Source organism: Microbacterium sp. I2, from assembly GCF_051364985.1.
Classification (GTDB): Bacteria; Actinomycetota; Actinomycetes; order Actinomycetales; family Microbacteriaceae; genus Microbacterium.
In genome coordinates, this window is the sequence record NZ_JBLWIH010000010.1 from 134,022 (window position 1) to 149,507 (window position 15,486).

The window sequence follows — 15,486 nt, forward strand, 5'->3', positions numbered from 1 at the left end:
CGAGGACTCACCATGCCCGCCGAAACCGCTGCGGCCGTTCCACGGCCACCCGCTCGCACCGCCACCGCGCCCGTGCTCACGGGCGCAGAGGCGGTCGTCCGTTCGCTCGAGATGCTCGGCGTCACCGACGTCTTCGGGCTGCCGGGCGGCGCCATCCTCCCCGTCTACGACCCGCTCATGGACTCGACCGCCCTGCGCCACATCCTCGTCCGTCACGAGCAGGGCGCCGGCCATGCCGCCGAGGGCTATGCAGCGGCGTCGAACCGGATCGGCGTCGCGATCGCGACGTCCGGCCCCGGCGCCACGAACCTCGTCACCGCGATCGCCGACGCCTACATGGACTCTGTGCCCATCGTGTGCATCACCGGCCAGGTCTTCTCCAACCTGATGGGGACGGACGCCTTCCAGGAGGCCGACATCGTGGGCATCACGATGCCGATCACCAAGCACTCGTTCCTGGTCAAGGACGCCGCCGAGATCCCCGCCGCGATCGCCGCGGCGTTCGAGATCGCCGGCACCGGACGCCCGGGACCTGTCCTCGTGGACATCACCAAGGACGCCCAGCAGGCCGAGGCGCCGTTCGTGTGGCCGCCGAAGATCGACCTGCCCGGCTACCGCCCGGTGACCAAGGCGCACGGCAAGCAGATCCAGGCCGCCGCGCAGCTGATCGCCGAGGCCAAGAAGCCCGTGCTCTACGTCGGAGGCGGCGTGGTGCGGGCTCAGGCGTCGGCCGAGCTGCGGACGCTCGCCGAGTCGACGGGCGCGCCCGTGGTCACGACGCTGATGGCGCGTGGGGCGTTCCCCGACTCTCACCCGCAGCACCTGGGCATGCCGGGCATGCACGGCACGGTGCCGGCGGTGCTGGCGCTGCAGGAGGCCGACCTGCTCGTCTCGCTCGGTGCCCGGTTCGACGATCGCGTCACCGGCAAGGCGGCGCTGTTCGCACCGAACGCGAAGGTCGTGCACGTAGACATCGACCCGGCCGAGATCTCGAAGATCCGCACCGCGGATGTGCCCATCGTGGGCGATCTGAAGGACGTGCTGGTCGATCTCGATGTCGCCTTCCGCGCGGTCAGTGCCGGGAGCACTCCCGACACCGCGGAGTGGTGGTCGTTCCTGGACGGACTGCGCGACGAGTTCCCGCTCGGCTACACCCAGCCCTCGGACGGTCTCATGTCGCCGCAGTACGTGATCCAGCGGATCGGCGAGCTCACCGGCCCGGAGGGCATCTACGCCGCCGGCGTCGGACAGCACCAGATGTGGGCGGCGCAGTTCATCAAGTACGAGCGTCCCAATGCGTGGCTCAACTCCGGCGGGGCCGGAACGATGGGCTACTCGGTGCCGGCCGCGATGGGCGCGAAGGTCGCGGAGCCCGATCGTCACGTGTGGGCGATCGACGGCGATGGCTGCTTCCAGATGACCAATCAGGAGCTCGCGACCTGCGCGATCAACAACATCCCGATCAAGGTCGCGATCATCAACAACTCCTCGCTCGGCATGGTGCGCCAGTGGCAGACGCTGTTCTACAACGGGCGCTACTCGCACACGGACCTCAATACCGGCCATGACACGGTCCGCATCCCCGACTTCGTGAAACTGGCCGAGGCGTACGGCTGCCTCGCGATCCGCGTCGAGAAGGAGGAGGACGTGGATGCCGCGATCAAGACCGCGCTCGAGACGAACGACCGGCCCGTGGTCATCGACTTCGTCGTGAGCGCCGACGCCATGGTGTGGCCGATGGTGCCGCAGGGTGTCAGCAACAGCTATGTCCAGTACGCGCGCGACCATGCGCCCGCCTTCGAGCAGGAGGACTGACACATGCCCAGTCACGTGTTGAGCCTCCTGGTGGAGGACAAGCCGGGTCTGCTGACCCGCGTCGCCGGTCTCTTCGCGCGCCGCGGCTTCAACATCGAGTCGCTCGCGGTGGGCGTCACCGAGGTGCCGGGGCTCTCGCGCATCACGGTCGTCGTCGACGTCGAGGAACTGCCGCTGGAGCAGGTGACCAAGCAGCTGAACAAGCTCGTGAACGTCATCAAGATCGTCGAGCTCGACCCGGTGTCCTCCGTGCAGCGCGAGCACATGCTGGTCAAGGTGCGTGCCGACAACCAGAGCCGTTCGAACGTGCTCGAGGTCGTGAACCTCTTCCGCGCGCAGATCGTGGACTACGCCCCCGACGCGCTCGTGGTCGAGGTCACCGGCGACAAGGGCAAGGTCGACGCGTTCCTGCGTGCCCTCGAGCCCTTCGGCGTCAAGGAGCTGGCCCAGTCCGGCCTGGTCGCCATCGGCCGCGGCGGCAAGAGCATCACCGAGCGCGTGCTGCGCGGCTGAGCCGCAGCATCCGATCGATCTTTCTGAACCACAACCCAAGGAGAAACACGAAGATGGCTGAGATCTTCTACGACGCCGACGCCGACCTGAGCATCATCCAGAGCAAGAAGGTCGCGATCGTGGGCTACGGCTCGCAGGGCCACGCGCACGCCCAGAACCTGCGTGACTCGGGCGTCGAGGTCGTCATCGCCCTCAAGGACGGCTCGAAGTCCACCGAGAAAGCCCAGGAGGAGGGCTTCGACGTCAAGTCCGTCGCCGACGCCGCCGAGTGGGCGGATCTCATCATGATCCTCGCCCCCGACCAGCACCAGCGCTCGATCTTCACCGAGAGCATCAAGGACAAGCTGACGCCCGGCAAGACGCTGGCCTTCGCCCACGGCTTCAACATCCGCTTCGGCTACATCCAGGCGCCCGAGGGCGTGGACGTGATCCTCGTCGCCCCCAAGGCTCCCGGCCACACCGTCCGCCGTGAGTACGTCGCGGGTCGCGGCATCCCCGACATCATCGCGGTCGAGCAGGATGCGTCGGGCACCGCGTGGGCGACCGCGCTGTCGTACGCCAAGGCCATCGGCGGCACGCGTGCCGGCGTCATCAAGACCACCTTCACCGAAGAGACCGAGACCGACCTGTTCGGCGAGCAGGCCGTGCTGTGCGGCGGTGTGTCGCAGCTCGTCCAGTACGGCTTCGAGACCCTGACAGAGGCCGGCTACCAGCCGCAGATCGCGTACTTCGAGGTCCTGCACGAACTCAAGCTGATCGTCGACCTGATGTGGGAGGGCGGCATCGCCAAGCAGCGCTGGTCGGTGTCGGACACCGCCGAGTACGGCGACTACGTCTCGGGCCCGCGCGTGATCGACCCGCACGTGAAGGAGAACATGCAGGCTGTGCTCGCCGACATCCAGTCGGGGGCGTTCGCCAAGCGGTTCATCGACGACCAGGACAACGGCGCGGTGGAGTTCCACGAGCTTCGCGAGAAGGCCGCTCAGCACCCGATCGAGTCCGTGGGCAAGGACCTGCGCGCGCTCTTCGCCTGGAAGCAACAGGACGAGGGGTACGTGGAGGGCTCGGCCGCGCGCTGATCCGTCAAGACCGCCGTCCGATCCGGCACGGCTCCGACCGGCCGTCCTCGCCCCCACCACGGGCGAGGGCGGCCGGTCCTCTTTCGGTGACGCTTTAGGATTCTCGGCATGCCCGCATCGCGTGTCGTCGAGATCGCCGTCCAGGGTCCGTCCGGTGCGCGGGCGGCCGTGGAGTCCGGAGCCTCCCGGCTGGAGCTGTGCCAGGCGCTCGAGGTCGGCGGCCTGACGCCGTCGCTGGGGGTGCTGGAGTCCGTGCTCGCCGCCGTGGATCCGGCCGTGGTGAACGTGCTCGTCCGGCCACGAGGCGGCGGCTTCTGCTACGACGCGGAGGAGGTCGCGCTCGTCGAGGCCGACATCCGCGCGTGCGTCGATCGTGGCGTGGGCGGCGTGGTGGTCGGCGCACTCGACGCAGACGGTGCGCTCGACGTCGCCGCCCTGCGCCGGTGGCGGAATGCCGCAGGGCCGGCAGCCCTCGTGTTCCATCGCGCCATCGACGCGGCGCGCGACCCTGACGCAGTCTTCGACGCATTGCGCGACGAGGGCGTCGATCGCGTGCTGACCTCGGGAGGCGCATCCCGATCCATCGATGGAGTCGCGCGGCTGGCGGCCTTCGCCGCGCGCGCCGGCGGCGCGATCGAGGTCATGGCCGGCGGTGGCGTGCAGCCCGGCGACATCCCGGCGCTGTTCGGTGCGGGAGTGGATGCCGTGCACCTCTCGGCGCGCAGCCGTGCCGGCCTCGAAGCCCGTTCGGGTCCGGGCGGCGGCGCGGCCGGGCACGACGTGACCGACGCCGCCATCGTGGCGGCCGCGGTCGCAGCGGCGGCGCGCTGATCTGCTCCGCATCGCCGGCAGGCGCTGCCCAGGCGTCCTGCGGCGTTCATCCGGAGGCTCTCGGGACGCTTCCGGTCGTTCACGCGCGAGTCCGACGCTGGCGTCGTGCAGGTCGCATTGCGCCCTCGGGCGATCGTCACAGCATCCCTTCTCGTCACCACTCTGCTCTCGGCTGCGGCCCCCGCAGCCGACGTGCGTCCGCCCGGCCCGTCCGTGGTCATCGATGAGATCAGCCCCGGTGGTGGTCCGGGAGGTCCCGGCGCGTCCGGCGGCTTCTTCGAGCTGCGCAACGCCTCGGACCAAGCGGTCGACCTCGACGGCTGGGCGATCTATCGCTGCGACGCCGAGGGCCTGCGGGCGAAGGCATCCCGGCCCGAGATCGACCTCAACGGCGTGACGCTCGCGCCGGGGGAGCGCTACACCGCGACCCACATGGGCTGGCGGGGCGAGCCGGCGGACGCCGTCTTCACCGCCGTACTGCCGCACGAAGGCTACGGGCTCGTGCTGCTCGAGCCCGGCGGTGCGGTCGCCGACAGCGTGGCGATATACCCCGGCGACCCCGTGCCGACCCAGAGCGAGTGCGGGATGCCGGATGCCCCGGCCGCGACGGCGTTCGCCCTCGGTGAGAGCTGGCAGCGCGGGCGCGAGGGGTGGATCCGGGCGCGGGCGACCCCCGACGCCACGAATGCCGTCACCGAAGAGGCGGCTCGTGCGTCCGGCATCCGTATCGACGAGCTGGCTGCCGCCGGACCGGCGGGGCACGGCGACGACTTCGTCGAATTGCGCAACACCGGCCCCGAGGCCGAGTCGCTCGCGGGCTGGGCGCTCTACCGCTGCACCGCCACCGGGCTCTTGACCCGCGACACGCTGCAGCATCGTTTCGCCGGCGAGGAATCGCTCGCGCCCGGCGAGAGGCTCGTGCTTGGCGGCCCCGAGTTCACCGGCGAGGCCGCCGTCCGCACGCGCACGTCGCTCGCCGATCTCGTGTCGGGCGTGCTCCTGGTCGACGCCGACGGCCGCCGCGTCGACGGGGTGACGGTGTCGTCGCGTGGCGACACCGCGTGTCAGGACGGCGGTGAGCGTCTCGCGGCCGAGCTCGACCACCGGTCGGGCGAGAGCTGGCAGCGCACCTCGGACGACGGCTTCGTGATCGCGGCGCGAACTCCGGGGGAGCGCAACCCCGAACGGGACGCTCCGGTCGTATCGAGGGCGTTCGACTACCCCGCGCGTCCGAGCGTCGCGATCAGCGAGTTCGCCACCGATCCCGAGATCGCCGGCGCCACCCGGTCGCACTACGTCGAGCTGGGCAACTTCGGTCGCAGCACCGTCGACATCTCGGGGTGGCGGATCGTCGCGTGCGGCAGCGACGGCTTCCGCGCGTTCGACGATGTCGCGGTCGCCGCCGAGGGTACTCGCCTCGCGCCGGGCTCGACGTGGCTCGCTGCCCTGGCCGGCACTCCGGCGGCGACGGGCGCCGACACGCGGTTCGAGCACGCGTGGGAACTCGGCGGTGGCGGCGTGTGGATCGAGGACGCCGCGGGCCGGCGCATCGACAGCATCGGCGTCTTCCATCGCAACGAGATGGACGACAGCGTCGAGCGCGCGAGCTTGTGCACGAAGGGCCTGTCCCTTCCCACATTCGGCGTCGACCGGCTGCAGAGCGAGACGTGGCAGCGCGCCGGGTTCACCGCAGACGACGCCACGGATTTCGTCGCTGCGCCGGCCACACCGGGCGTCCTCGCCGACCGTGACCCCCGGGCGCCGCACGCCCTCGCCGACGAGGCCCTCGAGCGTGCTGTGGCGGCCGCGCCGGCCGCACCCGAGACGCCGTCTCGCGGGGCCGACACCGCGGGCGCCGAGACACCGCGAGCCGAGGCGCACGTCGTCGCGGCGTTCGCGGGGGCGACGGACGAGCCGCTGACCAAGCACCGCCTGGCCGACGAGGTGGCGATCGATGCCGCAGAGATCGACATCGCGGCCAGAGACGACGGCTACCGGCTGCCCTACCTGCGGCTGATCGTCGCGGCGACCGGCGACGGTGTCGTGGGCTGGTCGGGTCGCACCGTCGGCCGCGCCGCCGTGCGGCTCTCGGTCTGGAGTCCGGATGCCGGCGCGTGGCGCACGCTCGACGAGCAGGCCGGCACGCGGACGGCGACAGGGACGGGTGCTGAGGAGAGCGTCCGGCTGACGGGCGAGGTGGCCGGTCGTGAGGTCGACGACGGCCGCGTCGAGCTGCTCGTTCAGGTGGTTCCCGCCGAGGATCCCGCCGTGACGGCAGAAGCCGGCATCGCGGATGCCTCCGCCTATGACCTGGCGCTCAGCCACCTGACCGACACGCAGTATTACTCGGAGGCGTATCCCGAGGTCTATGCCGACCAGGTGGGGTGGGTCGCGGCCAATGCGGAGGTGCGCAAGATCGCGTTCGCCACGCACACCGGCGACCTGGTGCAGAGCTGGGTCGATCCCGACCAGGTCGAGGATCGGGCGCGGCGAGAGTTCGAGGTCGCCTCCGAGATGCAGCGTGTGCTCGACGATGCGGCGGTACCGAACAGCGTCCTGCCGGGCAACCACGACAACAAGCGCGGCGTGACGAACGAGCTGTTCAACGAGTACTTCGGCCCGGCGCGGTACGCGAACGAAGCCTGGTATGGGGCATCCATCGCTCCCGGCGACAACAGCGCGAACTGGTCATCGTTCGAGGCCGGTGGGGCGCGCTTCGTCATGATCTCGCTGCCCTACGCCTACGCAGAGCGTGAGGTCGCCTGGGCGGAGGGCGTGGTCGCGGCGCACCCCGACGCGAACATCGTCATCTCGACGCACGAGCATCTGACACCCAAGACGGACGAGCAGGATGCCGAACGCTCGACGTCTTCGCGCTGGGTGTCGCACGGCGACCTGCTGTGGGAGCGCGTCGTGGCACCCCATCGCAACGTCGTCCTGGTGCTGTCGGGACACTTCCACGGCATCGGCTCGATCGTCACCGAGAACGCCGGCGGCATCGCGGGGCACAGCGTGCTGGAAGCTCTCGCCGACTACCAGGAGTTCCGCACCCACACAGGCGAGCGGGCGACGGGGTTCCAGCGCCTCCTCCAGATCGACCTCGCGTCGGGGACGCTGGCGGTCGACACCTTCTCGGTGGGACTCGGCGCCACGGCGAGCCACCCGTACGACTACGAGCAGTTCGTCCCCGACAACGGCCACGACACGACCGCGTCGAACGAGCGGCCGTGGCGCGTGCTCGAGCGCGGGCTGCAGCACCGGTACACCGAGGCCGACGATGAATTCGCCGTGAGACTGCACCTGCAGTACGCGAAGGCGGTCGAGACGGATGCCGTCACCTTCGCCGCCGCGGATGCCGCCGCTGCCGACGGGCACGAGGACGACTCCGCACTCGCGGCTAGTCTGGAGCCGTGAACGGCCGAGACGACGATGCCCTGAGCTGGTCGGGAGACGACGACCCGACGCTGGACGCGGGCGTGCCGGAGGCGGACCCGGATACCGCCGGTCCCGTGCTGCCGGATGGATACGTGGCAGTCGGGAAGGGGAGCGAGGCGGTCGGCGAGGCGCAGGACTCCACCGGCTCCGCCCATGCCGACGCGCCGAGCGACGCCGGGTCGGGAGCAGGAGAGGTCGCCTCCAAGACCCCGATGGGCAGCGCCGAGCTCATCACGCTGGGCGTGCTGGGCGGGGTCTATGCGCTGTTCGCGATCGGGTGGCTGATCGGCGGACTGCGGCTCCAGGGCCGCGCGCAGTATCTCGTCTTCGACGTCATGTACCAGGGCAGTCTGTGGCTGGCGGTGCTCGCGCCGGTGTTGTGGTTCGTCACAGCGTTCCTGCTCACGCGCGGTTCGCGCGCCTGGGTGAGGTTCGCGTGGCTCGCGGCCGGTGTCGTGCTGCTGCTGCCGTGGCCGTTCGTGATGATCGGGGCGGTGGGGCAATGAGCGATAAGACGACGCAACCGGCCGCGTCGGGCTCCATCGAGCGGCGGACTCCGACGTGGCTGGTCGCCACGATCTCGGGCCTGGTCGGACTCTTCTACGCGTACGCGGTGTGGAACGCGATCGGCAATCTCGTGGTGACGCTCGGGGCCTTCGGCGATGCAGGGCTCACGCTGAACGCGCTGGGCTGGTTCATCTGGATCTTCGCCGCGGTCTTCCCGCTGCTGGTGTGGGGAGCCGCGTTCGCGCTCGGCTACCGGCGTGCGCCGCACCAGCTCCTGCTGCTCATGGTCACGGGGCTCGCGCTGGTCGCCGTGTTCTGGCTCAACGTCGTCGCGTACACCACGCTCAACTCGGCCTCCTTCCTCGCGTGACCGGCGTCACACGGTCAGGCGGTCGGTGACGCGCGCGATAGGCTGAGCAACGGCCTCGCCCCCGCTGGCGTGCGGCGCGGCATCCGGTCCGCACTGCTCCGCGCCCTCGCGCATCGCCTCGAAGGAATCACCTGTGACGAAGCCTGTCGTCCTCATCGCCGAAGAGCTCTCTCCCGCCACGATCGACGCTCTGGGTCCCGACTTCGACGTGCGCTACGTCGACGGAACCGACCGCCCCGCTCTGCTGTCGGCCCTCGCCGACGCGAACGCGGTGCTCATCCGGTCCGCGACCAAGATGGACGCCGAGGCCATCGCCGCGGCGCCCGTGCTGAAGGTCGTGGCACGTGCGGGCGTCGGCCTCGACAACGTCGACATCAAGACGGCGACCACCGCCGGGGTGATGGTGGTCAATGCGCCGACGTCGAACATCATCTCCGCCGCGGAGCTGACGGTGGGCCACATCCTGAGCCTCGCCCGTCGCATCCCCGCCGCGCACGCCTCGCTCGCGGCCGGACAGTGGAAGCGCAGCGCGTACACCGGCACCGAGCTGTTCGAGAAGACCGTCGGCATCATCGGCTTGGGCCGCATCGGCGCCCTCATCGCAGCGCGTCTGCAGGCGTTCGGCGTCAACGTCGTCGCGTACGACCCGTATGTCACGCCGACGCGCGCGCAGCATCTGGGCGTGCAGCTGCTCGAACTCGACGAGCTGCTCGCGCAGAGCGACTTCGTCACCATCCACATGCCGAAGACCCCCGAGACCACCGGGATGATCGGCGCCGAGCAGTTCCGCCGCATGAAGCCGACCGCGTTCGTCGTCAACGTGGCGCGCGGTGGCCTGATCGACGAAGCGGAGCTTCACACCGCCCTCACGACGGGCGAGATCGCCGGCGCCGGACTCGATGTCTTCACCAGCGAGCCGCCCGCCGAGGACGGCACGGCCTTCCCGCTGCTCAGCCTTCCCAACGTCGTGGTCACGCCGCACCTCGGCGCCTCCACCGACGAGGCGCAGGAGAAGGCGGGCGTCTCGGTCGCCAGATCGGTCAAGCTCGCTCTTGAAGGCGACCTCGTGCCGGACGCCGTGAACGTCGCCGGTGGTGTCATCGATCCCTTCGTCCGTCCGGGCATCGCCCTCGTCGAGCAGCTCGGCCAGTTCTTCACCGGCCTCGCGCACAGCGCGCTCACGAGCCTCGACATCGAGGTGCGCGGCGAGCTTGCGCAGTACGACGTGAGCGTGTACCGCCTGGCCGCGCTCAAGGGCATCCTGGCCAACGTCGTCAGCGAGAACGTGTCGTACGTCAACGCCCCGCTGTTCGCCGAACAGCGCGGCATCGAGACGCGCCTGATCGTGGAGGCGGAGAGCCCGCTGTACCGCAACATCACGATCCTGCGCGGCACCCTCGCAGACGGCTCCGTTCTGACGATCGCCGGCACGCTCGCCGGCACGCGCATGGTGCCCAAGGTGGTCGGAATCAACGGCTACGAGATCGAGGTGCCGATCGAGCGCCACCACCTGGTGATGCGGTACGCCGACCGGCCGGGGATCGTCGCGATCTACGGTCAGAAGCTCGGCGACGCCGGCATCAACATCGCGGGGCTCCAGGTCGCGCAGGCCGATGCCAGCGGACGCGCGCTGTCGGTCCTGACGGTGGATTCGCCGGTGCCCGAGGAGCTGCTCGAAGAGATGCGTCAGTCCGTCGGCGCCGACCTGTTCCGCCGTATCGAGGTCACCGAGGACTGACTCGGCGTCAGCTCTTCGCCGCGCGCTCCACCAGGGCGACGAGGGCGTCCATGGCCGGACCGCGCGGCACGGGTCCGGGGATGGACCCGCCCGAGAGCGCGTTGTTGAAGTAGAGGCCGTCGCTCACCAGCATCACCAGGTCGAGCGCGGTGTCGTCGGCGGCGTGCGGCCGCAGCGTCTGCGCCCACAGCTCGCGGATCTGCCGCAGCGACTCGCTCGCCGCCGTATTCCCGCCCTGCGCAAGCCGGGAGGTCGCGAGGATCGCCCGGTCGAGCGGGTCGTTCTGCATCGCCGACGAGCGCAGGAAGTAGCCGATCGGACCCTCCGGCGACGCGGCCATCGCCGCGACATCGGCATCCGCCAGCGCTCGCAGCCGCTCGATGAGTCCGGCCTCGAGCGCTTCCTTCGAGGCGAAGTGGTAGAGCAGCCCACCCTTGGACACTCCGGCGGCGCGAGCCGTGGCATCCATCGTCGCCGCCCGTTCGCCGTCGTCGACCAGAATGCGCTCGAACGCGTCGAGCACCTTCTCACGGGCCAGGGGAGGGCGGCTCATGCGGTCGATCGTATCGACAGGCGCCGCGGCATCCTGTTACTATACCGGCTGGACGGTATAGAAATGATGACTCTCACTCAAGAACTCTCCCTCGCCGACGCGCAGGGCCGTCGCGTGGGCTGGCGCGGCTGGGCCGCGCTGGTCGTGCTCATGCTGCCGGTGCTGCTCGTCTCGGTCGACAACACCGTGCTGAGCTTCGCGCTGCCGTCGATCGCCCTCGATCTCGAGCCCACCAGCACGCAGCAGCTGTGGATCATCGACGCCTACCCGCTCGTGCTCGCGGGTCTTCTGGTGACGATGGGCACGCTCGGCGACCGGTTCGGACGGCGTCGGATGCTGCTGATCGGCGCCGTCGGCTTCGCCGCGGTCTCGGCACTCGCGGCCTTCGCGCCGACCGCGGCATGGCTCATCGCCGCGCGCGCGGCCATGGGCGTGTTCGGAGCGATGCTCATGCCGTCGACGCTGTCGCTCCTGCGCAGCATCTTCACCGACCGCGACCAGCGACGACTGGCCATCGCGGTGTGGGCCTCGATGTTCTCGGCCGGCGCTGCGCTCGGCCCGATCGTCGGGGGACTGCTGTTGGAGCACTTCTCGTGGGGGTCGGTGTTCCTCATGGCGGTGCCGGTGCTCGTCCCGCTCCTGATCCTCGCCCCCCTTCTCGTGCCCGAGAGCCGCGATCCCCATCCCGGCCGCATCGATCCGATCAGCATCGCGCTGTCGATGGCGACCATGATCCCGGTCGTGTACGGGATCAAGGAGCTGGCGGTGCACGGCTTCGGCGTCACCGCCTGGCTGCCGGTGCTCGCCGGCCTGGGCTTCGGCGTCGTCTTCGTCCGCCGGCAGCTGCGAGCCAAGACGCCGATGCTCGACATGCGCCTCTTCCGCCAGGGCACCTTCAGCGGCGCGCTGCTCGTGAATCTGCTCAGCGTCATCGCGCTGGTCGGGTTCCTGTTCTTCGTCGCACAGCACCTGCAGCTCGTGGTGGGCCTGTCGCCGATGCACGCGGGCCTCGCTCTGGTGCCGGGACTCGCGATGATGATCGTCGCCGGGCTGGCAGTCGTGCCGATCGCCAAGAAGTGGCCTGCCCGGATCGTCGTTCCGGTGGCACTGGTCTTCTCGCTCGCGGGCTACCTCGCGGTGGCGTTCGCCACAGGCCCTGACAGCCTGGGCGCGCTCGTCGGCGCCTTCGTGGCGCTCGGCATCGGCATCGGCGCCGCCGAGACCGTGTCGAACGAGCTCGTCCTCGCCAGCGCGCCGCCCGCGAAGGCCGGCGCCGCCAGCGCGGTCTCCGAGACGGCCTACGAACTGGGCGCGGTGCTGGGCACGACCGTGCTGGGCGGCATCCTGACCGCGCTGTACCGTGCCGAGCTGGTCATTCCGGAGGGGATTCCGGATGCCGCCGCCGACGCGGCGCGCGAGACGCTCGCCGGTGCGGTCCAGGTCGCGGGCGACATCGGCGGGGCCGCCGGCCTGGCGCTCCAGGAGGCCGCGGCACACGCGTTCGACGCCGGCGTGACCGTCACCGCCCTCATCGGCGCGGGGCTCGTGGTCCTGGCGGGCGTCATCGCGGCCACTACCCTGGGAGGGTCCCGCTCGACCTCGTAGGAGCCCCATGTCGTCCCCAGCACCGTCGCGTCCGCACGAAACCAGGCCCGTGAAGCTCGCCGTCATCCCCGGTGACGGCATCGGACCCGAGGTGGTCGCCGAGGCCGAGAAGGTGCTGGATGCGGTGACCGCGGGCAGCGGCATCCGCTTCGACAAGACCCGGTTCTCGCTGGGGGCCGCGCGGTTCCTCGAGACGGGCGAGACGCTCACCGAGGCCGACCTCGAAGCCATCAAGGGGCAGGACGCGATCCTGCTCGGCGCGGTGGGCGGCGTGCCCGGCGATCCGCGGCTGAGGGACGCCAACATCGAGCGCGGACTGCTGCTGAAGCTGCGGTTCGAACTCGACCACTACGTCAACCTGCGGCCGTCGAAGCTGTACCCGGGCGTCCCGGGTCCGCTCGCCGAGCCCGGTGACATCGACTTCGTCGTGGTGCGCGAGGGCACCGAGGGCCCCTACGTCGGCAACGGCGGGTCCATCCGGACCGGAACCCCGCACGAGGTCGCGAACGAGACCTCGGTGAACACCGCCTTCGGCGTCGAGCGGGTGGTGCGCTACGCGTTCGACCTGGCTGAGCGCCGGTCGAAGCGGGTGACCCTCGTGCACAAGACGAATGTCCTCGTGCACGCGGGCGGAATCTGGAAGCGACTGGTCGACGACGTGGCGCGAGAGCACCCCGACGTCGCCGTAGACTATGTCCACGTCGACGCGGCCACCATCTATCTGGTCACGAACCCGGGCCGATTCGACGTGATCGTCACCGACAACCTCTTCGGGGACATCCTCACGGACCTGGCAGGCGCCGTCACCGGTGGCATCGGCCTCGCCGCTTCGGGCAACATCAACCCCGACGGCGCGTTCCCCTCGATGTTCGAGCCCGTGCACGGTTCGGCGCCCGACATCGCGGGTCAGCAGAAGGCCGACCCCACGGCTGCGATCCTCTCCGTCGCCCTGCTGCTCGATCACCTCGGGCTCTCGGGCGAAGCACGGCGCGTCACCACCGCCGTCGAGGACGATCTCGCGAGCCGGGGCGGCACACCTCGCACCACGGCGCAGATCGGCGACGCCATCGTCGCACGCCTCCGGGCGTAACCTGGAAGCCACAGGCAAGCGCCGCACCGAGCCGCGGGACATCCGCACGAAAGCACAGGTACGTCATGACCCTCATCGACTCCGATCCCGACACCGGACTCGCTCCGCTCGAGTTCACCGTCAACCGCAACCTTCAGGCGAAGACGCCGGCGCAGCGCGACGAGATCCTCGCCAATCCCGGCTTCGGCACGAGCTTCACCGACCACATGGTCGACATCTGCTGGTCGGTCGGCGGCGGCTGGCATCGTCCGCGCGTGCAGCCCTACGGGCCGCTGTCGCTGGATCCCGCCGCGGCGGTCCTGCACTACGGCCAGGAGATCTTCGAGGGCATCAAGGCCTACCGGCACGCGGACGGGTCGATCCACACCTTCCGGCCCGACCAGAACGGCCGGCGCATGCAGCGGTCGGCACGGCGGCTCGCGCTGCCCGAGCTGCCGGTGGCGTACTTCATCCAGTCTCTGCGCGAGCTCATCGCCGTCGACGGGGCATGGGTGCCGGCGGGCGCCGACCAGAGCCTGTACCTGCGCCCGTTCATGTTCGCCAAAGAGGCGTTCCTCGGCGTGCGGCCCGCGCACAAGGTGGGGTATTACGTCATCGCCTCTCCCGCGGGCGCGTACTTCAAGGGCGGCGTGCAGCCGGTGTCGATCTGGCTCAGCGAGGATTACGCACGCGCGGGCAAAGGCGGCACGGGCGCAGCGAAGACCGGCGGCAACTACGCCGCGAGCCTGCTGCCGCAGTCCGAGGCGTACGAGAACGAATGCGACCAGGTCGTCTTCCTCGACCAGGACCGCAACGTCGAGGAGCTCGGCGGCATGAACGTCGTGTTCGTCTACAAGGACGGCACACTCGTGACCCCGCAGTCCGACTCGATCCTCGAGGGCATCACGCGCGATTCGATCCTGCAGCTGGCCGCCGATCGCGGGCACAAGGTCGAGGGGCGCGCGGTCTCGTTCGACGAGTGGCGCCAGGGTGTGGCATCCGGCGACATCGTCGAGGTCTTCGCGTGCGGAACCGCCGCCGTCGTCACGCCCATCGGCCTGCTCAAGGGCAAGGACTTCATCGACGAGCAGCCGACCGGCGATCTCGCGCTCTCGCTGCGCGAGGAGCTCACCGACATCCAGTACGGCCGTCGTGAAGACAAGCACGGCTGGCTTGTCCGCCTTGACGGATAAGGTCGACGGGTGAGGATCGCGCGCTTCAGTCACAACGACGCCATCAGGTTCGGGATCGTCGACGAGGGTGAGCTGGTCGTTCTCGCCGGCGACCCGATGTTCGCCGGATACGAGACGACGGGGGAGCGGGTCCCGCTCGCGGACGTCGCGCTGCTCGCACCGGTGATCCCGCGCTCGAAGGTCGTGTGCGTGGGCCGCAACTACCGCGATCATGCGGCGGAGCTCGGCAACGACGTCCCTGAGGCGCCGATGCTGTTCTTCAAGCCGAACACGTCCGTCATCGGGCCGGGGGATGCCATCGCGCTGCCTCGTGGCTCGGAGTTCGTCAGCTTCGAGGGTGAGCTTGCCGCCGTCATCGGCAGGATCGCCAAGAATGTCGCTGCCGAGAACGCACTCGACTACGTGTTCGGCTACACGATCGCCAACGACGTCACCGCGCGCGACTGGCAGAAGTCCGACGGGCAGTGGGCCCGGGCGAAGGGGTTCGACACATCGTGTCCGCTCGGCCCCGCGATCGAGACCGACTTCGACCCGAACGGCAGCGCCGTGCTGACGACGCGGCTGAACGGCGAGGTGCGCCAGCAGGGGCCGATCACTGACATGATCTTCTCCCTCGCCGACGTCATCGCCTACGCCTCGGCCGCCTTCACGCTCCTTCCCGGGGACGTCATCCTCACCGGCACCCCCGCGGGCGTCGGCCAGATCGTGGCCGGTGACGTGGTGGAAGTCGAGATCAGCGGTCTCGGCATCCTGCGCAACACCGCCCGGAACGCCTGAG

General features: G+C 70.0%; 13 protein-coding genes. 12 read left to right on the plus strand and 1 reads right to left on the minus strand.

Annotated elements, in window-relative coordinates; genetic code table 11:
- The first annotated feature begins 12 nt into the window (after positions 1-12).
- The 8 genes from ACLKM7_RS09805 (at position 13) to serA (ending at position 10,288) form a co-directional block, all read left to right on the plus strand.
- Positions 13-1,815, plus strand: a complete 1,803-nt coding sequence (locus ACLKM7_RS09805) for an acetolactate synthase large subunit (protein ID WP_436447010.1) — start codon at positions 13-15, stop codon at positions 1,813-1,815.
- Between the two features lie 3 nt (positions 1,816-1,818).
- The gene (gene ilvN / locus ACLKM7_RS09810) at positions 1,819-2,328 is read left to right on the plus strand and encodes an acetolactate synthase small subunit (RefSeq protein ID WP_436447011.1); all 510 of its coding nucleotides are present in this window, start codon (positions 1,819-1,821) and stop codon (positions 2,326-2,328) included.
- Positions 2,329-2,381: 53 nt separating this feature from the next.
- Positions 2,382-3,407 carry a ketol-acid reductoisomerase gene (gene ilvC, locus ACLKM7_RS09815; RefSeq protein ID WP_436447012.1) on the plus strand — a complete coding sequence of 342 codons (1,026 nt, stop codon included), beginning with the start codon at positions 2,382-2,384 and terminating at the stop codon, positions 3,405-3,407.
- A 108-nt stretch (positions 3,408-3,515) separates the two neighbouring features.
- Complete coding sequence (locus ACLKM7_RS09820; RefSeq protein ID WP_436447013.1) at positions 3,516-4,238, plus strand: copper homeostasis protein CutC; 723 nt, start codon at positions 3,516-3,518, stop codon at positions 4,236-4,238.
- A gap of 105 nt (positions 4,239-4,343) precedes the next feature.
- A complete protein-coding gene (locus ACLKM7_RS09825; protein WP_436447014.1) occupies positions 4,344-7,652 on the plus strand; it encodes a lamin tail domain-containing protein in 3,309 nt (1,102 codons plus the stop codon).
- Positions 7,649-8,179, plus strand: coding sequence for a DNA polymerase III subunit gamma/tau (locus tag ACLKM7_RS09830; protein WP_436447015.1), 531 nt, complete (start codon positions 7,649-7,651; stop codon positions 8,177-8,179). The genes ACLKM7_RS09825 and ACLKM7_RS09830 overlap by 4 nt, the downstream gene beginning before the upstream one ends.
- Positions 8,176-8,550 (plus strand): bacitracin resistance protein, encoded by a 375-nt coding sequence (locus ACLKM7_RS09835; RefSeq protein WP_436447016.1) that lies wholly within the window; start codon positions 8,176-8,178, stop codon positions 8,548-8,550. The genes ACLKM7_RS09830 and ACLKM7_RS09835 overlap by 4 nt, the downstream gene beginning before the upstream one ends.
- Positions 8,551-8,683: 133 nt before the next feature.
- Positions 8,684-10,288, plus strand: coding sequence for a phosphoglycerate dehydrogenase (gene serA / locus ACLKM7_RS09840; RefSeq protein WP_436447017.1), 1,605 nt, complete (start codon positions 8,684-8,686; stop codon positions 10,286-10,288).
- A gap of 7 nt (positions 10,289-10,295) precedes the next feature.
- Here serA and ACLKM7_RS09845 read toward each other — a convergent pair whose 3' ends face one another.
- Entirely contained in the window at positions 10,296-10,841 is a 546-nt protein-coding gene (locus ACLKM7_RS09845) for a TetR/AcrR family transcriptional regulator (RefSeq protein ID WP_436447018.1), read from the minus strand.
- Between the two features lie 63 nt (positions 10,842-10,904).
- On the opposite strand from ACLKM7_RS09845, the gene ACLKM7_RS09850 reads away from it, so the two are divergent.
- The 4 genes from ACLKM7_RS09850 (at position 10,905) to ACLKM7_RS09865 (ending at position 15,485) form a co-directional block, all read left to right on the plus strand.
- Positions 10,905-12,446: an MFS transporter gene (locus ACLKM7_RS09850; RefSeq protein ID WP_436447019.1), complete on the plus strand. Its 1,542-nt coding sequence runs from the start codon at positions 10,905-10,907 to the stop codon at positions 12,444-12,446.
- A gap of 7 nt (positions 12,447-12,453) precedes the next feature.
- Positions 12,454-13,536 (plus strand): 3-isopropylmalate dehydrogenase, encoded by a 1,083-nt coding sequence (locus tag ACLKM7_RS09855; protein WP_436447020.1) that lies wholly within the window; start codon positions 12,454-12,456, stop codon positions 13,534-13,536.
- 65 nt (positions 13,537-13,601) lie between these two features.
- Positions 13,602-14,708 (plus strand): branched-chain amino acid aminotransferase, encoded by a 1,107-nt coding sequence (locus tag ACLKM7_RS09860; protein ID WP_436447021.1) that lies wholly within the window; start codon positions 13,602-13,604, stop codon positions 14,706-14,708.
- 9 nt (positions 14,709-14,717) lie between these two features.
- Positions 14,718-15,485 carry a fumarylacetoacetate hydrolase family protein gene (locus tag ACLKM7_RS09865; RefSeq protein ID WP_436447022.1) on the plus strand — a complete coding sequence of 256 codons (768 nt, stop codon included), beginning with the start codon at positions 14,718-14,720 and terminating at the stop codon, positions 15,483-15,485.
- Position 15,486 lies beyond the last annotated feature (1 nt).

Coding starts and splice junctions, on each gene's coding strand:
- ACLKM7_RS09805 (WP_436447010.1), top strand. CDS start 13: ATGCCCGCCGAAACCGCTGCGGCCGTTCCACGGCCACCCGCTCGCACC.
- ilvN (WP_436447011.1), top strand. CDS start 1,819: ATGCCCAGTCACGTGTTGAGCCTCCTGGTGGAGGACAAGCCGGGTCTG.
- ilvC (WP_436447012.1), top strand. CDS start 2,382: ATGGCTGAGATCTTCTACGACGCCGACGCCGACCTGAGCATCATCCAG.
- ACLKM7_RS09820 (WP_436447013.1), top strand. CDS start 3,516: ATGCCCGCATCGCGTGTCGTCGAGATCGCCGTCCAGGGTCCGTCCGGT.
- ACLKM7_RS09835 (WP_436447016.1), top strand. CDS start 8,176: ATGAGCGATAAGACGACGCAACCGGCCGCGTCGGGCTCCATCGAGCGG.
- ACLKM7_RS09845 (WP_436447018.1), bottom strand. CDS start 10,841: ATGAGCCGCCCTCCCCTGGCCCGTGAGAAGGTGCTCGACGCGTTCGAG.
- ACLKM7_RS09850 (WP_436447019.1), top strand. CDS start 10,905: ATGATGACTCTCACTCAAGAACTCTCCCTCGCCGACGCGCAGGGCCGT.
- ACLKM7_RS09855 (WP_436447020.1), top strand. CDS start 12,454: ATGTCGTCCCCAGCACCGTCGCGTCCGCACGAAACCAGGCCCGTGAAG.
- ACLKM7_RS09860 (WP_436447021.1), top strand. CDS start 13,602: ATGACCCTCATCGACTCCGATCCCGACACCGGACTCGCTCCGCTCGAG.